This window comes from Methylorubrum podarium, assembly GCF_040270385.1.
Classification (GTDB): domain Bacteria; phylum Pseudomonadota; class Alphaproteobacteria; order Rhizobiales; family Beijerinckiaceae; genus Methylobacterium; species Methylobacterium podarium.
Genome location: NZ_JBELQE010000069.1, coordinates 1 through 20525, shown reverse-complemented (window position 1 = coordinate 20525; position 20525 = coordinate 1). Strand labels below are relative to the sequence as shown.

The window sequence follows — 20525 nt, the reverse complement described above, 5'->3', positions numbered from 1 at the left end:
AAAACCCTTACGCCGCCGCCGGCTCGGCGCGGGCGCCCGGCACGGTGGCGCTCTCGACCTCGTCGATGGTCGGGCGGTCCGAGCCGGCGATGCCCTTGCGGCCGTGCTCGATCGCGACCTGGGGCAGCGCACCGTTCATGTAGGCGATCAGGCTCTGCTTCACGATGGTGTAGACGCTGCACTGCTTCTCGCGCACGCCCTTGATCTTCACGGCGAGCGGGGCGAGCATCCCGTAGGACGCGAACACGCCGATGAAGGTGCCCACCAGCGCGGCGCCGATGAGGCCGCCGAGGATCTGCGGCGACTGGTCGAGCGCGCCCATCGCCTTCACGATGCCGAGCACCGCCGCGACGATGCCGAGCGCCGGCAGCGCCTCCGCCACGGTGTTGATCGCGGCGTAGGGTTTGAGCTTGTACTTCTTGTGGGTGCCGATCTCCTCCTCCATCAGCGCCTCGATCTCGTGCGAGCGGGCGTTGCCGATGAGGATCAGGCGGCAATAGTCGCAGATGAACAGCACCAGATCCTGGTCCTTGGTCACCTCGGGATAGTTCTTGAAGATCTCGGAATTGGCCGGATCGTCGAAATGGGTCTCGACCTCGTTGCGGGGCTTGGTCTTCAACTCGCGCATCAGGGCGTGCAGCAACCCGAGGAGCGAGAGGAAGTCCTGGCGCTTCGGCCCCTTGTTGGTGAAGGCCTCCATCGTCGCCTTGCCGGAATCCATCACGGTCTTCAGCGGGTTGGCGATGACGAAGGTGCCCGCCGCCATGCCGAAGATGATGACGAACTCCCAGGGCTGCCAGATCACGATCAGGTGCCCGCCCATGGCGACGAAGCCGCCGAGCATGCAGCCGATCGCGATGACGAGGCCGACGAGGATTCCCATGGGAGGCTCCGGGGACACCTTTGCGGGGACGGGCGCCGACGCGCGGCACTCCTTTGTTCGAGGCAATAGGAGGGGTGGCTTGCGCGGAGCTTTTTGGGACGAAGCGGCGCCCCGGCTTGGAGGCGAGCGCGCGAGCGCATAACTGAGGCTCGTGACTTACGGCGATGCGCCCGACCGATGGCCGGGGGCATCGCGTCCGGCGGACGCCCGCCGCCTCGCATCCGCGAGGGAAGCCAACGTGTTTCAAACGAACCGGAGCGCCTCCTTGGCCCAGACCGACGATCGCCTGCCGCAGATGCACGCCACCACGATCCTGATGGTCCGCAAGGGCGGCCGGGTGGTGATCGGCGGCGACGGCCAGGTCAGCCTCGGCCAGACCATCGTAAAGGGCAACGCCCGCAAGGTCCGGCGGCTGGCCAAGGGCAGTGTCATCGGCGGCTTCGCCGGCGCGACCGCCGACGCCTTCACCCTGTTCGAGCGGCTGGAGGCCAAGCTGGAGCAGTATCCCGGCCAGCTCACCCGCGCCTGCGTCGAGCTCACCAAGGACTGGCGCACGGACCGCTATCTGCGCCGCCTGGAGGCGATGATGCTGGTGGCCGACAAGGATGTCAGCCTGCTGCTCTCCGGCTCCGGCGACGTGCTGGAGCCCGAGACCGGGGTGATGGCGATCGGCTCCGGCGGCAACTTCGCGCTGGCCGCCGCCCGCGCGCTGGAGGACGGCGAGCACGACGCCGAGACGATCGTGCGCAAGGCGATGAAGATCGCCGCCGAGATCTGCGTCTACACCAACGGGAACCTCGTGATCGAGGCAATCGACGCGGCCTGAGGGTCGGTTCGCCCCTGGCATCCATGACGCCCCTCAACATGAGGAGCGAGGAGCTTGCCCGAGCAGCCCGATTCAACAGCCCTTGGGAGCGGTTACCCTGGAAAGCCGGGCCGCGCCCGCTTAGATCGTTTTAGGGGGAAGGCCCCGCGCCCGACGCGCCGCCCCACAAGTCCCAAAAAAATGGCCGCAGGAGCCCGATGACCACCTTCTCTCCCCGCGAGATCGTCTCCGAGCTCGATCGCTTCATCGTCGGCCAGAAGGACGCCAAGCGCGCGGTCGCGATCGCCTTGCGCAACCGCTGGCGCCGCCAGCAGCTCAAAGGCCCGCTGCGGGACGAGGTGGCGCCCAAGAACATCCTGATGATCGGCCCGACCGGCTGCGGCAAGACCGAGATCGCCCGCCGCCTCGCGCGGCTTGCCGGCGCGCCCTTCCTCAAGGTCGAGGCGACCAAGTTTACCGAGGTCGGCTATGTCGGCCGCGACGTGGAGCAGATCGTGCGCGACCTCGTCGAGGTCGGCATCGGCCTGACCCGGGAGGAGAAGCGCAAGGCGGTCAAGGCCAAGGCGGAGGCGGCGGCCGAGTCGCGCATCCTCGACGCGCTGGTCGGCCCCACCGCGAGCCAGGCGACCCGCGAGAGCTTTCGCAAGAAGCTGCGGGCGAGCGAGCTCGACGACAAGGAAGTCGAGATCGAGCTCGCCCCGTCGGGGCCTCAGGGCATGCCGATGTTCGAGATCCCCGGCATGCCCGGCGCCTCCATGGGGGCGATCAACATCTCCGACATGCTCGGCAAGGCACTCGGCGGCCAGCGCGGCAAGCCGCGCCGCATCACCGTGGCCGACGCCTACGCGCCGCTGATCGCCGAGGAGAGCGACAAGCTCGTGGACGACGACGCGCTGACCCGCGAGGCGATCCGCGAGGTCGAGGACAACGGCATCGTCTTCCTCGACGAGATCGACAAGATCTGCGCCCGCGAGGGCCGCTCCGGCGCCGATGTCTCCCGCGAGGGCGTCCAGCGCGACCTGCTGCCCCTGATCGAGGGCACGACGGTGGCGACCAAGCACGGGCCGGTGAAGACCGACCACATCCTGTTCATCGCGTCCGGCGCCTTCCACGTCTCGAAGCCGTCCGACCTGCTGCCCGAGTTGCAGGGCCGCCTGCCGATCCGCGTCGAGCTGCAGCCGCTCACCGTCGAGGACTTCAAGCAGATCCTGACCGCGACGGAGGCGAGCCTGATCAAGCAGACGGTGGCGCTGATGGAGACCGAAGGCGTCACCCTCGACTTCACCGAGGATTCGATCGACGCGATCGCCCGCGTGGCCGTGGAGGTGAACGGCTCGGTGGAGAATATCGGCGCCCGCCGCCTGCAGACGGTGCTGGAGCGGGTGATCGACGAGATCTCGTTCACCGCCACCGACCGCTCCGGCGAGACGGTGCCGATCGATGCCGGCTACGTGCGCGAGCGGGTAGCGGATCTCGCCGCCAACACGGATCTCAGCCGCTTCATCCTCTGACCGCGCGCTGATCGTGCGGGAACGGCCGGAGGCGTCCGCCATCGCCCTGCCCATCCTCGCTTTGGTCGCGGGGATGATCTCGATCCAGAGCGGCGCGGCGCTGGCCAAGGGCCTGTTTCCCGTCGTCGGCGCCGCGGGCGTCACGGCGTTGCGCGTCGGCTTCTCGGCGCTGATCCTGCTCGCGGTCTGGCGGCCGTGGCGGCGCGGCCCGGAGCGCGGCGAGGTGGGCGCGACCGTGCTCTACGGCGCGGCGCTCGGGCTCATGAACCTGCTGTTCTATCTGGCCCTGCGCACGATCCCGCTCGGGATCGCGGTGGCCATCGAGTTCACCGGCCCGCTCGCCGTGGCGCTGGCCGGCTCGCGCCGAACCCTCGACTTCGCCTGGATCGGCCTCGCGGTGCTCGGGCTCGGTCTGCTGCTGCCGCTCGGCGACACCGCCAGCCTCGACCCGACGGGGGCCGCCTTGGCGCTCGCGGCGGGCCTGTGCTGGGCCGGCTACATCGTCTTCGGCCAGCGCGCCGGCCGGTCCGGCGGCGGGCGGGCGGTCTCCCTCGGCATGCTGGTCGCCGCCCTCGTGGTCGCGCCCGTCGGCCTCGCCGAGGGCGGAGCGGATCTGTTCACGCCGGCGACCCTGGCGACCGGCCTCGTCATCGCCGTGCTGTCGAGCGCCCTGCCCTACTCGCTGGAAATGTTCGCCCTCACCCGCCTGCCCCGCCCGGCCTTCGGCGTGCTGATGAGCCTGGAACCGGCGGTGGCGGCGGTCGCCGCCCTCGCCCTGCTCGGCGAGCGGCTGACCCTGCTGCAGGTGGCCGCCATCGGCTGCATCGTCGCCGCCTCGGCGGGAATTACCGTGGCGAGCCGAAGGTCCGTGAAGATACCGCCGGACACGGGCTCGAGCACTTAGACTCGCGCTTGAGAACTCGTGCGATGTACGGCATTCTGCCGTACGTTTCAAAGGTCTCGCTCATGTCCGGAACTTCAACCAGGAACGCTCGGCTCGAAACGCGCATCGCGGCGGAGACCTTGGCCCTGGCTCGACGTGCGGCGGAGCTTCAGGGTCGCTCGCTGAGCGACTTCGTCGCCGCCGCTGTCCAGAGCGCGGCGCGGCGCGCCATCGAAGAGGCTCATGTGCTGCAACTGACCCTCGAAGGGCAGCAACGCTTCGCACAAGCCCTGATGGAGCCGTCGGAGCCGGGCGACGGATTGTTGAGAGCGGTCCAGCGGCACCGTGATCTTATCGGCGAGCCGTGACGCCGCCGTTTCGGGTCGAGATGCTCGGTGCCGGGCACGACCGCGAAAGCTTCGATTGCGGTGTCGAAGCGCTCGACCGCTACATCCGTGATCTCGCAAGCCAGGACATGCGGCGGATGGTCAGCAAGTGCCACGTCGCCTGTCCCGCGGGCGCGACGACCATCGCCGGCTACTACACTCTGGCGGCAGCGGAGGTTGCCGTAAGCGCACTGCCCGAAACGACGACCCGCAAGCTGCCGCGCTACCCGACGGTCCCCGTGGTACGCATGGGCCGGCTCGCGGTGGATCGCCGGCATCGGGGAGTCGGCCTGGGAGCGGCGCTGATCATCAATGCCGTCACGCAGGTCTTGCACGCCGAGATCGCCGCTTTCGCCCTCGTCGTCGACGCCAAGGATGATGCGGCCGCGGCTTTCTACGAGAGCCGAGGCTTCGTCAGCATCGCGGATCGCGTTCTGGTGCTGCCTCTTGCAACGGCGCGCAAGGCACTTCGCGACCGTTGATCCGCCGCCCCTACCCCTCCCAAACCTGCCCCGGCCGCAGCGCCAGGAACCGCTCCGGCGGCAGCTCGGCCGCCGCCAGTGCCTCGGCCAGCGCCTCGACGGGCCGCTCGATGCCCTCGTCGGTGAGCTTGAAGGTGCCCCAATGGTGGCCGAGCGCCTGATCGGCACCGAGCAACGTCAGGGCCTCGACCGCGTCGGCCGGGTTCATGTGCTGCGGCTGCATGAACCAGCGCGGCTCGTAGGCGCCGATCGGCAGGGTCGCGAGCCGCGGCGGGCCGAAGCGGGCGCGGATCTCGCGAAAGACCGCGCCGTCGCCGAGCCCTGAATCGCCGACATGGTAGTGCACCCCGCGCGGCGTGGTCAGCAGGAAGGCGCACCAGAGCGCCATGCGCCGGTCGTTGAGGCCGCGGGCCGACCAGTGGTTGGCGGGCGTCAGGTGCGCGGCGATGCCGGCGCCGAGATCGACGGACTCGCCCCAGTCGCGCGTCTCGACATGCATCGTCTCGTCGTAGCCGCGCAGGATCGCGTCGTTGCCGAGAGGCGCCACGATCAAGGGCTGATGATCCTGCCAGAGCCGGGCGACGGTCGGGCCGTCGAGATGGTCGTAGTGGTTGTGGGTGATCAGCACCGCGTCTATCGGCGGCAGGTCGGCATAGGCGATGCCGGGCGGGTTGACCCGCTTCGGTCCGGCGAAGCGGAACGGGCTGGCGCGCCGGGAGAAGACCGGATCGACCAGGATGTTGCGGCCCGCGACCTGGATCAGATAGCTCGCATGCCCGATCAGCACGACGCGGAACCCCTCGACCCGCGCCGGCGGCCTGTCCGGCGGGAAAGGGCTCGGGAAGCTGGCGGGCCACGCCTCGGGCTTGCCGGTCCGGCGCCAGCGGGCGAGGTCGGCGAGCGACTTGTCCGGCGGCTGGTCCGCGGCGTGGAAGCGCAGGCCGTCGAAGTGGTCGCTCGCCGGCCCGCGGTAATAGGGGTTCCTGTTCCTCCGGTGCGCGGCGTAGCCGACACCGCCGAGGGTCATCACCGTGGCCGCGCTGGCGACCGTGAGCAGGCCACGCTTCTTCATACGGCCAAGATGGCCTGCCCGGCCCGCGGTTCAAGCGCGGCGCGGAGCCTCAGGAGCGCCAGCGCAGCTCCTGCCGGATCAGCGGGTTCGCGAAGGGCCGGCCCTCCCGGGCGGCCTCCAGCGCCTCGCGTTTCAGCCGGAAATACCATTGCGAGGGCAGGTCGCCCTGGCCGAGCAGCACCATGGTCGGCTTGCGGTCGAGGCCGGCCTGGGCGTGCTGCAGCACCTGCTGATCCTGGTTCAGGAACTGGCGCATCAGAGGCCGGGCGATCGGCTTCAGCAGGTTGAGCGCCGGCATGCTCCAGTAGAGGGCGTTGGTCAGCATGGTGCGGTTGGCGCCCATTGGCGTGGCGAAGGTGTAGTTCGCCACCCGCTTCGTGCCCGCCTTGATCCGCTCGAGGCGCACGCCGGGCAGGCGGAACTCGATCTCGACCTCCGGCACGCCGCCGAGCAGGCGGTAGACCGGCGAACTCGTCGTCGTGGCGTGGCTCGTCATGACGAAGCCGTGCGGCACCGGCTTGAAGGTCTTCACCTTCTCCCGCAGCTCCTTGGAGGGGCGGAACCACCACGTGTCGTGGACGAAGGCGACGTGGCCGGGATCGACCAGGCTCAGCGTCGTGAGATCGAACGAGGCCTCGACCTCGAGTTCGAGCACGAGGCAGCCGGCCGGCTCGAAATCGAGGGACGGGACCGCCGGCACGGCGTCCGGGTCGGAGGGACCGAGATGCGGGTTGACCCAGAGGAAGCCCGCGCTCTCGACGATGGGGAAGCGCTGCACGGCGATGCGCGAGAAGTCCGAGGCGTCGTGCTCGGAGAGCGTCGGCACGTCGCGGCAGCGCCCGTCGGTGCCGAAGCGCCAGCCGTGGAAGGGGCACATCAGCGTGTCGCCGTCGAACTTGCCCTTGGACAAGGCCATGCCGCGGTGGGGGCAGCGGTCGCGCAGCGCGAACAGGGCGCCGTCCTTGCCGCGGCCGAGCACGACCTGCTCGCCGTTGAGCGCGACCGCCCGCATCTTGCCCCCCGCGATCGCCGCGGCGCGGCCGACGCAGTACCACGCGTTCGGCAGCGGCTCGCGCATGGCGCGCGGATCGAGGGCGTCGTCGGCGGAGACACGCGGGGCGGCGGCGGAGGACATCGTTTTCCGGGCTGACCGATGCGGACGGGTGCCCTCTTTAGGCTCCCGGCCGCCCGTCGGCCAGGGCCGCGCGCGGCGACGCATTGTGCATTGCGGCGAGACAACGCACCGGTTCGGCCGCCGGGGGTCTTTCGCCGGGCGGAATTCCTCCCTACCTTGGGCTCATCCGCAACGAACGAAAGGAGGTGATCCAGTGTCTCATTGTCATCAGCCGTCGCCGACGACCAAGGCCTGGACCGTTACCTCCGGCGTGTGCGCCTGACGCACCCGCAGGATCACGACAGGTTTCGTCGGACTGACCGGTTCGACAATGGAAGGGCCGCCCCATTGGGGCGGCCCTTCGCATGTCCGGTGTCGTCCAGATCGGTTCAGCGCTGCTGCCCCTGGAACAGCGGTGCAGCGAGCGCCTCGCAGCGGGCGCGCCAGAGGTCGCGCTCGGTCCGCAGATCCTCCATCTTGCCGACTTCCTCGGCGATGTGGGCGCGCAGCTCGCGGATCTCCTGGGCCAGGATGATCTGAAGCTCGTCGCGGCGCTCGGCCTCCAGCCGGAGCCGGGCCTTCAGCATCATGTTCTCGGCCATGATCTCGGCCACGTCCTCGTCGGCGGCCTCGGCCGATTTCGCGGCGGCGGAGACGAGGCGGGGCGACCAGCCGTTGCCGCGGGCTTCCGCCTCGGGCTCGGCGGGGGCGGGCTCCGCCTCGCGACGTTCGACGGGCTGCGGCTCGGACACCGTCGCGCGCATCGTGGCGAGCCAATCCCGCAGCGGCGCGGAGCTGATCGGAGACCGGAGGCCGGGCTCGGGAGATGGGGCCTGTCGCGCGGGTTCCGACATCGGGGAGTACCTCGGGCACCTCCAGCGGTGCGTCGTCGAGCATCAGATCCCAACATGCTTAACGAAGGGTAAAGCTTAACCGTCCGCTTACGTCCGTTCCGAGGACAGCCGCGCATCGGCCCAGCACCATCTACCGCCTTCCGTCGCGTCCGGGATCGGCCCGGAAAGCGCCCGCGGGATTGACTTAAATCGGCACAGGGCCTATCCGCCCGGCTCCATTTCGACGTTCGAACGTCACGATGAGCCGCCGACCGGTCCGAGAGGCCGGAGGTCAACGTCCGACAGCGCGTCTGCGCCCTCGGGCGCCCTTGTCGTTGCCGGGCGTTCGCCGAAGCGTCAAACGAGCCCTGCCATGGCGCCCGCGAACGACACCCCCCTCCGCATCGAGGATGCGGTCAACGACCACTGCCCGTGGTCGGGCAAGCCGATCGTGCCCGAGGCGCTGACCCTCTACAACGGCGCGGTGGTCGGCTTCTGCGATGCGGCCTGCCGGGACAAGTTCGCCCGCGCGGTGGCGGCGTTCGAGGACGCGCTGCGCGCGCGCCGCGTCGCCAATGCCGGCCTCCACCAGTAAGGACCTCTGAACCCGCATGTTCGAAGGCCTTTCCGACCGCCTTTCCGGCATCCTCTCCGGGCTGACGCGCCGCGGCGCGCTGACGGAGGCCGACGTCACCGCCGCCATGCGCGAGGTGCGCCGGGCCCTGCTCGAAGCGGACGTGGCGCTGGAGGTGGTGCGCTCGTTCACCGACCGGGTGCGCGAGAAGGCGGTGGGCGCCGTCGTGCTCAAGTCGGTGACGCCCGGCCAGATGGTCGTGAAGATCGTCAACGACGAGCTCATCGCGATGCTCGGCACCGATGCCAGCGTCGTCGACCTGAACGCGCCCGCCCCGGTCGCCATCCTGATGGTCGGCCTCCAGGGCTCGGGCAAGACCACCACCACCGCCAAGATCGCCCGGCGCCTGTCGAGCCGCGAGAAGCGGCGCGTGCTGCTCGCCTCCCTCGACACCCGCCGCCCCGCGGCGATGGAGCAGCTCGCGGTCCTCGCCAAGCAGGTCGAGGTCGAGAGCCTGCCGATCGTCGCCGGCCAGTCGGCGGTGCAGATCGCCAAGCGTGCCATGGAGGCCGCCCGGCTCGGCGGCTTCGATGTGGTCATGCTCGACACCGCCGGCCGCACTACGGTCGACGAGGGCCTGATGAACGAGGCCGCCGAGGTGAAGGCGGCGACGAAGCCCCACGAAGTGCTGCTGGTGGCCGACGCGCTCACCGGCCAGGACGCGGTCAACACCGCCCGCGCCTTCGACGAGCGCCTCGGCGTCACCGGCATCGTGCTGACCCGCATGGACGGCGATTCCCGCGGCGGCGCGGCGCTCTCCATGCGCGCCGTCACCGGCAAGCCGATCAAGCTCGTCGGCGTCGGCGAGAAGGTCGACGCGCTGGAGGAGTTCCACCCGCAGCGGGTGGCCAACCGCATCCTCGGCATGGGCGACATCGTCTCGCTCGTCGAGAAGGCGGCCGAGACCATCGACCACGAGCAGGCCCTGCGCACCGCCGAGAAGATGCGGAAGGGCAAGTTCGACCTCGAAGACCTGTCGATGCAGCTCGCCCAGATGGAGAAGATGGGCGGCATCGGCGGCCTGATGGGGATGCTGCCCGGCATGGGGCAGATGAAGAAGCAGGTCGAGGGCGCCAACCTCGACGAGAAGATGTTCAAGCGCCAGCGCGCGATCATCTCCTCGATGACGCCGGGGGAGCGCAAGAACCCCGACATCCTCAAGAACAGCCGCAAGAAGCGCATCGCGGCGGGCGCCGGTGTGAAGGTCGAGGAGATCAACAAGCTCCTCAAGATGCACCGGACCATGGCCGACATGATGAAGTCCATGAGTTCGGGCAAGCGCGGCGGCATCGGCCAGGCGCTCGGCAACATGTTCGGGCTCGGCGGCGGCATGCCGGGCGGTCTTCCCGGCGGCATGAAGATGCCCCCCGGCATGCCCGAGCCGACGCCGGAGCAGATCGCCGAGATCGAGAAGCAGTTCGGCGGCAAGCTTCCGCCGATGCCGGCGGGCCTCGGCGGCGGGAAGATGCCGGGCCTTCCGGGGCTGGGCGGCCCGAAGCTGCCGGGGCTGGGCGGCTTTCTGCCGGGTAAGAAGAAATGACGATCCTGTCGGCACAAGGGGTCGATCCCGAGCTGGCGGGCCTGCGCGAGAGCATCGACAACTTCGATGCCGCGCTGATCCATCTGCTCGCCGAACGCTTCCGCTGCACGCAGCGGGTCGGCGAGTTGAAGGCCCGCAAGGGCCTGCCTCCCTCCGATCCGGACCGGGAGGCGCGTCAGGTCAAGCGCCTGAGAAATCTCGCGGTCGAAGCCAAGCTCGACCCCGATTTCGCCGAGAAGTTCCTCGCCTTCGTGGTGAAGGAAGTCATTCGGCACCACCGAACGATCGCCGAGAGCGTCGATCACACCACCACGCAGAAACACGACACCGAAAGGAACGACTGATGTCTCTCAAGATCCGTCTCACCCGCGGCGGCGCCAAGAAGCGCCCCTACTACCGCATCGTCGTCGCCGACGCCCGCGCCCCGCGCGACGGCCGCTTCATCGAGAAGGTCGGCGCCTACGACCCGATGAAGGCCAAGGACGATCCGGCCCGGATCGTGCTCGACAACGAGAAGATCCAGTCCTGGCTCGCCAAGGGCGCGCAGCCGACCGACCGCGTCCTGCGCTTCCTCGACGCCGCCGGCCTCGCCAAGCGCCCGGCCCGCAACAATCCGCAGAAGGCCGAGCCCGGCGAGAAGTCCAAGGAGCGCGCCGCCAAGCGCGCCGAGAAGGCCGCCGCCCCGGCCGAAGACGCCGCGGCCTAAGCCGCGCGATCGACCCCTCTCCCCCACGGATCTCGGGCTGGCCCGAGATCCGCAAGCGCTTGCCCAACTCGGGCAAGCCCGGCTTGGGTGGGAGAGGCTGCCCGCGGAGCGGGCGGGTGAGGGGCCGGCTCAGGTCTTTCCGGAAGCGGTTCTCCCCTCTCCCGACCCTCGCTGACGCGAGGGCCACCCTCCCCCGCAGAGGGGGGAGGGACTTTTAGCCGACATCGAGGCACTCTGCATGGCCCGCCGCCCCGGATCCTCGTCGCGCGGACCTGCGCGGCCCGCCGACCGCCTCGCGCCGGAGGCCGTCACCTCGGCGCGCAAGCCGCAGGGCGCCAAGCCCGTCGCCCCCGCCTCGCCCGATCCGGGCCTCGTCCTGCTCGGCGAGTTCGGCCGCCCGCACGGGCTGCACGGCGAGGTGCGGCTGAAATCCTATACCGGCGAGCCGCTGGCGATCGCGGGCTACGGTCCCTTGCGGGCCTCTGACGGCCGCACCCTCGAATTCCAAGACGTCCGGCCCGCGCCCGGCGGCTCGCCCGACCTGCTGATCGTGCGGGTGAAGGGCGTTGAGAACCGCAGCGGCGCCGAAGCCCTCAACCGGGTCACCCTCGCCATCGCCCGCGAGCGACTGGGACAGGCCGAGGACGAGGACGAGTTCTTCCTCACCGACCTGATCGGGCTCACCGTCGAGGACGGCACCGGAACGGTGATCGGCACCATCGTCGCCGTGCCGAATTACGGCGGCGGCGACCTGCTCGAGATCCGCCCGGCGGCCGGCGGCCCGACCGCGCTCCTGCCCTTCACCAAGGCCTTCGTGCCGACCCTCGATCTCCCTGCCGGCAAGGTCGTCGCCGAACCGCCCGAAGACCTGTTCGCCCCGCCGGGGCCGAAGCCCGCCGACGATCCGGGCTAGAGCATCGTCCCGAAAGGTGGCCTCCGGCTTTCGGGAAGAGAGGATGCGTTACCAGACACTCAACGCCCACTCGCCTCCATCGCGGCGCGGGCGAGGCGGATCGGTTCGGGGGAGAGCGCCAGGGGCCCGTCGAAGGGCCGCTCGTGCAGGGCGATCACCCCCAGCGTCGTCACCATCGCGGCGGAGAACAGGAACAGCGTGGTCGCCTGGGCGACCGGGCGCTCGCAATGGACGAGGGCGATCGCCGTCAGCGTCAGGGCGGCGAGCACGAGGAGCGTCAGCCACTTGCTCTCGTCGCTTCGGGCGGCGCTGAGCGCGAGGCGCTCGCTGCGGGTCGAGCGGAGCTGCATCACCGCTTCGAGCAGGGCCGCATGGGTCGCCTCGCCCGCCTCCGAGGCGGTGCGCGGGTCGGCCGCCGTCTGGAGCAGGCGCCCCAGCGCCTGGCCGGCGGACGGCGCCGAGGCACCCGTGGCGGCCATGGACGGCCATTCCTCCTTCACCACCGCGTCGAGATAGGCGAACAGCGACGAGCGCAGGCCGCTCATGTCCGGCGCCGATGCGATGCTGAGGTCGTAGACCGCCAGCGCGTGCGAGCGCTCCGCCTGCAGCACGCGGCTGGCCTGCCGCTGGCGCTCCCAGGCATCGTTGGCGACGAAGCCGGTCAGCAGCGCAAGGAGCACCGCGACCACGCCGATATAGGGCGGCACGATCCCGGTCGCGAGCAGGCGCATCCCGGGGCGCGTCCAAGGCAGGTTGGAGAGCAGGCTCAGCAGCGCGCAGACCGCGAGGAAGACGCCCGCCAGCAGCGCGAACATCAGCCAGACGGGTTGGTCGAGCCAGAGGCCGAGGATCATCGCCGGATCGATCGAGAGGACGGGGGCGGCGAGCGTGGCCGATCAACCCCTCCGATTCGGTAAAGGGGATCAGCGCTTCCCCCGCGTCGCCTCGTCCCGGCAGGGCCGGATCGTCTCCGGCTCCGGCCGCCGCTCCGGCGCGGGCGCCTCGAACACCGCGAGGTAGCCGACGCCGCCCTTCAGCCGCGTCATCGACACCTCGCGATAGCCGACGGCGGCGAGCTCGCAGCGCAGGAGCTTCGGCGGCGTGCCGTGGCGCGAGGGGATCGCGTCGGCATCGACGATCCCGACCCGGCCGCCGGGCTTCATCGCCGCGGCGAGGTTCCACAGCAGGCCGAAGGGCTGGGCGATCTCGTGGTACATGTGGACCAGCACCGCCGCATCGACGGAGCCCGGCGGCACCCGCGGGTCGTGCGCCTCGCCGCGCACGACGGTGACGTTGGACAGGCCCGCCGCGGCGACCCGGCGCTCCAGGTCGGCGAGGTAATCCGGCGTGATGTCCTGGGCGAGGATGCGCCCCTGCGGCCCGACGCGCGGGCTCAGGCGAAAGACGTAGTAGCCGTTGCCCGCGCCGATATCGGCCACCGTCTCGCCGGGGGCGATCCGCATCAGGCGCGCGACCTGCCCCACCTCGTCGGCCCTGTCGCGCTCCCGCTCGAGCGCCCATTGCGGCGCGACGATCTCGGCGACGGGCCTGTCGGGCTTCGGGAAGCGCTCGGCCGGCGCACCGGGCGGCGCGAGCGGCTCGGCCGCGGAGGCCGGCAGCGTCAGCAGGAGGAGGATGGCGGCGAAGCGGGTCATGCCCCGAACAAGTCCCGGCGCGGGCGAATGTGCCCGCTTGCGCTTCTCGGCCGCGCATCGAACCTTCGGCCGCGCGCCCGTTCGCAGGGGACAGGCTCGAACCGCCATCCGAAAGCGAGGGACCATGCGCCGCCCGATCCTCGTCCTCGCCCTCCTCGTGCTCCCGGTCTTTCCGGCGCTGGCGCAGGGCTTTCCCGGCGCGACGGTCGGCATCCCGCTGGGCAAGCCCGACCCGTTCGGCGCGATGACGGGCCGGCCGGCCGAGCCGATGGCCGCACCCTCCGCCGATCCCTCGGCCGAGCGTGAGGCGATCCGGCCGGTTCGCCGCCTGCGCTCGCCGTCCCGGCGGCACCTTAAGAGCCATCACCGCGCCGGCCCGAAGCGGCGCCCTCCCCTGGCGCGGCGCTGACGGGCCGGGACGCCGGCCGCATTGACCGGCCCGGCCCGCGCCGCCATCAAGCGGCATGAGCGAGCCCCTCGAACCCGGCGCGGCGGCCCCCTGGCGGGCCACCGTTCTGACCCTCTACCCGGAGATGTTCCCCGGCCCGCTGGGCCATTCCCTGTCCGGTGACGCGCTCACCCGCGGGACGTGGAGCCTGGAGCCGCGGCAGATCCGCGAGCACGGGCTCGGCCGCCACCGCAGTGTGGACGATACCCCCGCCGGCGGCGGCGCCGGGATGGTCCTGCGCTGCGACGTGCTCGGCGCCGCCATCGACGCCGCGGCTCCCCCGGACGACGCCCGCCCGCGCCTTCTGATGTCGCCGCGCGGAAGGCCGCTGACGCAGGCGCGGGTGCGGGCGCTGGCCGAGGGGCCCGGCGCGATCCTCGTCTGCGGGCGGTTCGAGGGCGTGGACGAGCGGGTGATCGAGGCGCGCGCCCTCGAGGAAGTGTCGATCGGCGACTACGTGCTCTCGGGCGGCGAGATCGCGGCGCTGGTGCTGATCGACGCCTGCGTGCGCCTGCTGCCCGGGGTGATGGGCAAGCACGCCTCCGGCGTCGAGGAGAGCTTCGAGGGTGGGCTCCTCGAATACCCACACTACACCCGGCCGCGGGAATGGGAGGGGCGGACGATCCCCGACGTGCTGATGGGCGGCAACCACGCGGCCATCGCCCGCTGGCGGGCCGAGCGCAGCCATGCCCTGACGCGGGCGCGCCGGCCCGACCTGCTGGATGGCGAAGAGCCTTAGACGGATCTTCTACATATCTGTTCTTCCGGTGACTGAAGGACCGTTCTGTCACCTGCAACACACACCAGGCCGAATGTTAGAAAGGCCGCTTGCATTGCGGCCCGCAATCCGTCATTTCCGGCGGCGGGACACCTCCCCCCAACGGGAGGCGCTCATCTGGAAGGATGGCTGACATGACGGCTCAAAAGCCCGCCGCGCGTCCGCGCGTGCCCTATTTCTCGTCCGGCCCCACGACCAAGCGTCCCGGCTGGACCCTCGATGCCCTCTCCGGCGCGGCGCTCGGCCGCTCGCACCGCTCGGCCGCCGGCAAGGCGAAGCTCGCCGAGGCCATCGAGCTGACCCGCAAGGTCCTGCGCGTTCCCGCCGATTACCGCATCGGCATCGTCCCCGGCTCCGACACCGGTGCCGTCGAGATGGCGATGTGGTCGATGCTCGGTCCCAAGACCGTCGAGGTCATGGCCTGGGATTCCTTCGGCGCCGAGTGGGTCACCGACGCGCTGAAGGAGCTCCGGATCGATCCGCTCGTCCGCACCACCGAGCACGGCATCCTGCCGGCGCTGGACGCGATCGACACCCGGAACAACGACGTCGTCTTCACCTGGAACGGCACCACCGCCGGCGTGAAGATCCCGCACAGCGACTGGATCGCCGACGACCGCGAGGGCGTCACGATCTGCGACGCGACCTCGGCCGCCTTCGCGATGCCGCTGCCGTGGGACAAGCTCGATGTCGTCACCTATTCCTGGCAGAAGGTGATGGGCGGCGAGGCCGCGCACGGCATGCTGATCCTCTCGCCGCGCGCGGTGGCGCGCCTCGAGAGCCACACCCCGGCCTGGCCGATCCCGAAGGTGTTTCGCCTGACCAAGGGCGGCAAGCTCATCGAGGGCATCTTCAAGGGCGACACCATCAACACGCCCTCGATGCTCGCGGTCGAAGACTACATCGACACCCTGAGATGGGCCGAGAGCATCGGCGGCCTCGACGCGCTGCACGCGCGGGCGGACGCCAACGCCAAGGTGGTCCACGACTGGGTGGCGCGCACCCCCTGGATCGGCCACCTCGCGGTGGACCCGGCAACCTACTCGAACACGGGCGTCTGCCTCGTGATCACAGACCCGGACGTGCTCGCCAAGGGCGACGCCGTGGTCAAGAAGGTCGCCGCCGGCATCGTCGGCCGCCTGGAGTCCGAGGGCGTGGCCTTCGACTTCGGCGCCTACCGCGACGCGCCGGCCGGCCTGCGCATCTGGTGCGGGGCCACCGTCGAGGCCTCCGACCTCGCGGCGCTCACCCCCTGGCTCGACTGGGCCTTCGCCCAGGAAAAGGCGGCGCTCGCCGCCGCGGCGGCCTGAGGGTCCGAGACGCCATGATGGCCGGTCGCGAGACCGGCCATTTGCTTATCAACGCGCTCCAGCGATCCGCCGGTCCCTTGTTCCGCGCGCCGCGCGAACCGGCCACGCTTCGCCGAGAAGCGAGCGATCCTGCGCGCCTGCCCGACGCGAGGTGCTTTCCATGACCAAGCCCACGACCAAGCCCAAGGTTCTCATCTCCGACGCCCTGTCCGACGCCGCCGTCCAGATCTTCCGCGATCGCGGCATCGAGGTCGATTTTCAGCCCGGCCTCGGCAAGGACAAGGAAGCTTTGGCCGCCATCATCGGCGACTACGACGGCCTCGCCATCCGCTCCGCCACCAAGGTGACGGGCAAGCTGCTCGCCGAGGCCACGCGGCTGAAGGTGGTCGGCCGCGCCGGAATCGGCGTCGACAACGTCGACGTCCCCGCGGCCACCGCCAAGGGCGTGATCGTGATGAACACGCCGTTCGGCAACTCGATCACCACCGCCGAGCACGCCATCGCGCTGATGTTCGCGCTCGCCCGTCAGATCCCCGCGGCCGACGCCTCGACGCAAGTCGGCAAGTGGGAGAAGAACCGCTTCATGGGCGTCGAGCTGACGGCCAAGACGCTCGGCGTGATCGGCTGCGGCAATATCGGCGCCGTGGTCGCGGACCGGGCGATCGGGCTGAAGCTGAAGGTCGTCGCCTACGATCCCTTCCTGACGCCGGAGCGCGCCGTCGAGATCGGCGTCGAGAAGGTCGAGCTCGACGAGCTGCTGGCGCGGGCCGACATCATCACCCTCCACGTGCCGCTCACCGACAAGACCCGCAACATCCTCTCGGAAGAAAACCTCGCCAAGACCAAGCGCGGCGTGCGCATCATCAACTGCGCCCGCGGCGGTCTCGTGGACGAGGCGGCGCTCCGCGCGGCCCTCGAGTCCGGCCACGTGGCGGGCGCGGCCTTCGACGTGTTCGTCACCGAGCCGGCGACCGAGAACCCGCTCTTCGGCCACCCGAACGTGATCTGCACGCCCCATCTCGGTGCCTCGACCTCCGAGGCGCAGGAGAACGTGGCGCTCCAGGTCGCCGAGCAGATGGCCGACTACCTGCTGAGCGGCGCCATCACCAACGCGATCAACTTCCCCTCGATCTCGGCCGAGGAGGCGCCGCGCCTCAAGCCCTTCGTCGCGCTCTGCGAGAAGCTCGGCTCGTTCCTGGGCCAGCTCACCGAAGCGCCGATCAAGGGCATCCGCATCACCTACGAGGGCGCGGTGGCCGGGATGAACACCCGGGCGCTCACCTCCGCGGCGGTGACCGGCGTGCTGCGCCCGATCCTGCAGGACGTGAACATGGTCTCGGCCCCCGTGATCGCGAAGGATCGCGGGATCGTCGTGGACGAGGTCAAGCGCGAGGGCGGGGCGAGCGACTACGAGTCGGTGGTACGCATCACCGTGGATGCCGAGGACATGCCGCGGGACGCCGCCGGCACCGTCTTCCACGACGGCCGGCCGCGCGTGATCGAGATCCGCAGCATCGACATCGACGCGGCCTTCGCGCCGCACATGCTCTACGTGCGCAACCACGACAAGCCGGGTTTCATCGGGCGTCTCGGCACCGTGCTCGGGGATGCGGGCGTCAACGTCGCGACCTTCGCGCTCGGTCGCGAGGCCGAGGGCGGCAACGCCATCGCCTTCGTGGCGGTGGACGGCGAAGTGTCCCCCGAGGTGCTGAGGGCGATCGAGGCGATCCCGCAGGTGAAGCGTGTGCGCCCCGTGCGGTTCTGAGGCCGATCCCGGCCAGCCCCCTGACGGCGACGACGCGGTTGCGTCCGCGCCGTCCCCCCTCCCCTCCAACCTCGAGGACCGCACGATGGGTTGCAAAGTCACCGTCCGCTGCGCCTGGGACGAGGCGGCCGGCGTCTTCTTCGTCCACGATTCGCCGGTTCCGGGCCTCGCCACCGAGGCGCCCACCATGCCGGCCCTGCTGTGCAAACTGCCCGGCATGATCCGGGATCTGCTCGGCCTGGACGACGGCGCCTATATCGACATCTACGTCGAGCGGGTCGCCCGGTAAGAGCGTCGCGCCGGGGCGTTCCCGGCGCGGCGCTCAGGCGAGGGCGTCGAGCTTCCCGTAGCGCTCCGCCAGCAGGTAGTAGAAGGTCAGCCGCGATTTGGAGCGTGTCGCCTTCATCGTCTCGCAGACGTCCTTGACCGCGGCATCGAGGTCGTCGCCGGACAGGCCGAGCTTCTTCTCCAGGAAGTTCTTGCGCACGGTCTCCAGTTCCGCCTTATCGGAACAGGCGACGTAGCGGGTGTCGGCCTGCGACAGGACGAGCCGGTAGGTCTTCTCCAGACCGGCGACGGCGGCCTCGTTGACCGGCTTCTTGGCGTATTTCTTCACGTCCTCCAGATGATCGGACATCGCGGCCTCCTGCGGTTCGGACCGTGCGACGCCTCTCGTCGCGGGCGGCGGACCGAGAATGATCGATTCGGCGCCGCTGTCATGTCTTCGCGAGCCGGAAGCGGAAGTCCTCCACACTATTCCCGGCCCGATCGGCCCGATGAGGACTGTTTCGCAGCGATCGCCGCCTCACCGTCCGCAGGATCGGCAGGTCCCGCGGCATATCCGGCGGCATGACATCGGGGATTGGCGCGCGTGGGCTCTTCGTGCGACAGGGAGCCCATGAAGATCGACGGACGTCCCTACCGCACCATCTTCCCCGAGCCCGACGGGCAGGCCGTCACGGTCATCGACCAGACCCGGCTGCCCTTCGCGTTCGAGCTGAAGCGGCTGGCCAATCTCGACGATGCGGCGGTGGCGATCCGCACCATGGTGGTGAGGGGCGCGCCGCTGATCGGCGTCACCGCCGCCTACGGGCTGGCGCTGGCCATGCGGGAGGACGCGAGCGAGGCGGGCATCGAGCGGGCATCCGCGGCGCTGGCCGCGACGCGGCCGACCGCGATCAACCTGCGCTGGGCCCTCGACCGGATGGCCGCCATGCTGCGCCGGGCGCCGGAATCCGAGCGCGCGGCGATCGCCTTCGCGGAGGCCGCCCGGATCGCCGACGAGGACGTCGCGAGCTGCCGCGCCATCGGCGAGCACGGCGCCAGGATCCTTTCCGAGATCGCCGCGAAGAAGGGCGGTCCGGTCAACGTGCTGACCCACTGCAACGCCGGCTGGCTCGCCACCGTCGATTGGGGCACGGCGCTGGCGCCGATCTACGTCGCCCACGATGCCGGCGTGCCGGTCCACGTCTTCGTGGACGAGACCCGGCCGCGCAACCAGGGCGCGGCGCTCACCGCCTTCGAACTCAACGCCCACGGCGTGTCGCACACCGTGATCGCCGACAATGCCGGCGGCCACCTGATGCAGCACGGACAGGTCGATGTCTGCATCGTCGGCTCGGACCGCACCACGGCGTCGGGCGACGTCTGCAACAAGATCGGCACCTACCTGAAGGCGCTCGCGGCCTCCGACAACCGCATCCCGTTCTACGCGGCGCTGCCCTTCTCGACGATCGACTGGACGCTGTCCGACGGGGTGCGCGACATCCCGATCGAGGAGCGCGACGCCCGCGAGGTCACCCACCTCACCGGCCGCACCGACGACGGCGCCTTCGCCACCGTGGCCGTGGTCTCGCCGGGAAGCCCGGTGGCCAACCCGGCCTTCGACGTGACGCCCGCCCGCCTCGTCACCGGCCTCATCACCGAGCGCGGCGTCTGCCCGGCGACCGATGAGGGCCTGGCCGGCCTGTACCCGGAGCGGCGCAAGGCCGCCTGATCCGTCATCCGTTTGACCACCTCGGTTTTTCCCTCCGTCATTGCGAGGCGAAGCCGTGGCAATCCAGGGCGCGACTGTTCCGGATAGGTCGCGCCCTGGATCGCTTCGGCTCCGCCTCGCGATGACGGAATTGGGTAAAGCCCGAGGTGTTCGACTGGAAATCGTGAGAGTGCGCGGGAAACGGGGCCGTCAATCCTTCATCGGATCGTGGCCCCAGTTCATCAGCGAGAGGCGCCAGGGCGAGTCCTTCATCTTGGACTTGTCGTCGGGGCCGCCCTGCTTGAGGTGGCGGTGCACGTAGCCCACCACCTTCTTCATATGCGCGTAATCGTCGTCGGAGAGGTCGGCTTTCTTCTTGTGGAGGATCTCGACGATGCGGCGGCCCTGCTTGTGGCCGGTGGCCTCGCCGCCATCCTTCTTCTGCCCGACCGACTGGCTCTCGTCGGTCTCCAGAAACTTTTCCAGAGCCGAGGCGGTCATGTTCACCGCGCCCTTGAAATCCTTCCAGATCGCCTCGTGATCGTCGGCCCCGGCCATGGCAGCCCTCCCCTCTCGATATCCTCTCGGTGTCGTCGGGGACGGGAACAGGGGTTTTTCAGGCCCGGTTCCGCCTGAGCGCCGCTACGGTGCGCCCTGCGCGCTTGGGCCGCGCGGGCGGCCGGCGCTCAGTCGCCGCCAGCGGATCACCAGGGAGACCGAGACGACGAGAAGGCCGGCGCAGAAGCCCGCCCAGATGCCGCGCCCGCCCATACCCCCCCCCCAGGCGAGCCCCGCCCCGACCCGCACCCCG

General features: G+C 70.3%; 24 protein-coding genes. 16 read left to right on the top strand and 8 right to left on the bottom strand.

Translation table 11 applies throughout. The features are described from left to right. Nucleotides 1-7 precede the first annotated feature (7 nt). The gene (gene motA / locus ABS772_RS12100) at nt 8-883 is read right to left on the bottom strand and encodes a flagellar motor stator protein MotA (RefSeq protein WP_238255758.1); all 876 of its coding nucleotides are present in this window, start codon (nt 881-883) and stop codon (nt 8-10) included. A gap of 265 nt (nt 884-1148) precedes the next feature. Between motA and hslV the strand changes: the two genes are divergently transcribed. The 5 genes from hslV (at nt 1149) to ABS772_RS12075 (ending at nt 4971) form a co-directional block, all read left to right on the top strand. Beyond that, on the top strand, nt 1149-1709 hold the full coding sequence (gene hslV / locus ABS772_RS12095) for an ATP-dependent protease subunit HslV (protein WP_238255757.1): 561 nt from the start codon (nt 1149-1151) through the stop codon (nt 1707-1709). Nucleotides 1710-1906: 197 nt separating this feature from the next. Then, nucleotides 1907-3220 (top strand): ATP-dependent protease ATPase subunit HslU, encoded by a 1314-nt coding sequence (gene hslU, locus ABS772_RS12090; RefSeq protein WP_350394837.1) that lies wholly within the window; start codon nt 1907-1909, stop codon nt 3218-3220. A 73-nt stretch (nt 3221-3293) separates the two neighbouring features. Beyond that, nucleotides 3294-4124, top strand: a complete 831-nt coding sequence (locus tag ABS772_RS12085) for an EamA family transporter (RefSeq protein ID WP_350394862.1) — start codon at nt 3294-3296, stop codon at nt 4122-4124. A gap of 23 nt (nt 4125-4147) precedes the next feature. Beyond that, nucleotides 4148-4471, top strand: coding sequence for a type II toxin-antitoxin system TacA family antitoxin (locus tag ABS772_RS12080; protein ID WP_350394835.1), 324 nt, complete (start codon nt 4148-4150; stop codon nt 4469-4471). Beyond that, nucleotides 4468-4971 (top strand): GNAT family N-acetyltransferase, encoded by a 504-nt coding sequence (locus tag ABS772_RS12075; RefSeq protein WP_350394833.1) that lies wholly within the window; start codon nt 4468-4470, stop codon nt 4969-4971. The genes ABS772_RS12080 and ABS772_RS12075 overlap by 4 nt, the downstream gene beginning before the upstream one ends. A 10-nt stretch (nt 4972-4981) precedes the next feature. Here the strand turns inward: ABS772_RS12075 and ABS772_RS12070 are convergent, their stop codons facing one another. The 3 genes from ABS772_RS12070 to ABS772_RS12060 form a co-directional block, all read right to left on the bottom strand. Then, complete coding sequence (locus ABS772_RS12070; protein ID WP_350394832.1) at nt 4982-6043, bottom strand: MBL fold metallo-hydrolase; 1062 nt, start codon at nt 6041-6043, stop codon at nt 4982-4984. 49 nt (nt 6044-6092) lie between these two features. Continuing rightward, entirely contained in the window at nt 6093-7178 is a 1086-nt protein-coding gene (locus ABS772_RS12065) for an aromatic ring-hydroxylating dioxygenase subunit alpha (protein ID WP_350394830.1), read from the bottom strand. Nucleotides 7179-7546: 368 nt separating this feature from the next. Continuing rightward, nucleotides 7547-7921, bottom strand: a complete 375-nt coding sequence (locus ABS772_RS12060) for a hypothetical protein (RefSeq protein ID WP_350394828.1) — start codon at nt 7919-7921, stop codon at nt 7547-7549. A gap of 442 nt (nt 7922-8363) precedes the next feature. Between ABS772_RS12060 and ABS772_RS12055 the strand changes: the two genes are divergently transcribed. From ABS772_RS12055 to rimM, 5 genes are all read left to right on the top strand, one after another. Beyond that, nucleotides 8364-8585, top strand: a complete 222-nt coding sequence (locus ABS772_RS12055) for a glutathione S-transferase (RefSeq protein WP_238258663.1) — start codon at nt 8364-8366, stop codon at nt 8583-8585. Between the two features lie 16 nt (nt 8586-8601). Next, nucleotides 8602-10164: a signal recognition particle protein gene (gene ffh, locus ABS772_RS12050; protein WP_350394826.1), complete on the top strand. Its 1563-nt coding sequence runs from the start codon at nt 8602-8604 to the stop codon at nt 10162-10164. Then, nucleotides 10161-10508, top strand: coding sequence for a chorismate mutase (locus ABS772_RS12045; RefSeq protein WP_350394824.1), 348 nt, complete (start codon nt 10161-10163; stop codon nt 10506-10508). Before ffh ends, ABS772_RS12045 begins: the two co-directional genes overlap by 4 nt. Further along, on the top strand, nt 10508-10870 hold the full coding sequence (rpsP, locus tag ABS772_RS12040) for a 30S ribosomal protein S16 (RefSeq protein ID WP_017487369.1): 363 nt from the start codon (nt 10508-10510) through the stop codon (nt 10868-10870). The genes ABS772_RS12045 and rpsP overlap by 1 nt, the downstream gene beginning before the upstream one ends. A gap of 238 nt (nt 10871-11108) precedes the next feature. Next, entirely contained in the window at nt 11109-11783 is a 675-nt protein-coding gene (gene rimM, locus ABS772_RS12035; RefSeq protein ID WP_350394822.1) for a ribosome maturation factor RimM, read from the top strand. Between the two features lie 59 nt (nt 11784-11842). Here the strand turns inward: rimM and ABS772_RS12030 are convergent, their stop codons facing one another. Next, nucleotides 11843-12637 carry a bestrophin-like domain gene (locus tag ABS772_RS12030; protein ID WP_350394820.1) on the bottom strand — a complete coding sequence of 265 codons (795 nt, stop codon included), beginning with the start codon at nt 12635-12637 and terminating at the stop codon, nt 11843-11845. A gap of 69 nt (nt 12638-12706) precedes the next feature. After that, nucleotides 12707-13438, bottom strand: coding sequence for a class I SAM-dependent methyltransferase (locus tag ABS772_RS12025; protein ID WP_350394818.1), 732 nt, complete (start codon nt 13436-13438; stop codon nt 12707-12709). Nucleotides 13439-13562: 124 nt separating this feature from the next. Between ABS772_RS12025 and ABS772_RS12020 the strand changes: the two genes are divergently transcribed. From ABS772_RS12020 to ABS772_RS12000, 5 genes are all read left to right on the top strand, one after another. Beyond that, complete coding sequence (locus tag ABS772_RS12020) at nt 13563-13847, top strand: hypothetical protein (RefSeq protein WP_350394816.1); 285 nt, start codon at nt 13563-13565, stop codon at nt 13845-13847. A gap of 55 nt (nt 13848-13902) precedes the next feature. Beyond that, complete coding sequence (gene trmD / locus ABS772_RS12015; RefSeq protein ID WP_350394814.1) at nt 13903-14625, top strand: tRNA (guanosine(37)-N1)-methyltransferase TrmD; 723 nt, start codon at nt 13903-13905, stop codon at nt 14623-14625. Nucleotides 14626-14798: 173 nt separating this feature from the next. Then, entirely contained in the window at nt 14799-15974 is a 1176-nt protein-coding gene (locus ABS772_RS12010) for a phosphoserine transaminase (RefSeq protein ID WP_350394812.1), read from the top strand. Between the two features lie 160 nt (nt 15975-16134). Then, nucleotides 16135-17739, top strand: coding sequence for a phosphoglycerate dehydrogenase (gene serA, locus ABS772_RS12005; protein WP_350394810.1), 1605 nt, complete (start codon nt 16135-16137; stop codon nt 17737-17739). A gap of 85 nt (nt 17740-17824) precedes the next feature. Further along, nucleotides 17825-18028, top strand: coding sequence for a DUF1902 domain-containing protein (locus ABS772_RS12000; RefSeq protein WP_238255258.1), 204 nt, complete (start codon nt 17825-17827; stop codon nt 18026-18028). A gap of 33 nt (nt 18029-18061) precedes the next feature. Here ABS772_RS12000 and ABS772_RS11995 read toward each other — a convergent pair whose 3' ends face one another. Next, nucleotides 18062-18376 (bottom strand): DUF2853 family protein, encoded by a 315-nt coding sequence (locus tag ABS772_RS11995; RefSeq protein WP_350394808.1) that lies wholly within the window; start codon nt 18374-18376, stop codon nt 18062-18064. Between the two features lie 261 nt (nt 18377-18637). On the opposite strand from ABS772_RS11995, the gene mtnA reads away from it, so the two are divergent. Continuing rightward, the gene (gene mtnA / locus ABS772_RS11990; RefSeq protein WP_350394806.1) at nt 18638-19735 is read left to right on the top strand and encodes an S-methyl-5-thioribose-1-phosphate isomerase; all 1098 of its coding nucleotides are present in this window, start codon (nt 18638-18640) and stop codon (nt 19733-19735) included. A gap of 189 nt (nt 19736-19924) precedes the next feature. Here the strand turns inward: mtnA and ABS772_RS11985 are convergent, their stop codons facing one another. Next, complete coding sequence (locus ABS772_RS11985; RefSeq protein WP_238255261.1) at nt 19925-20272, bottom strand: DUF3140 domain-containing protein; 348 nt, start codon at nt 20270-20272, stop codon at nt 19925-19927. Nucleotides 20273-20525 lie beyond the last annotated feature (253 nt).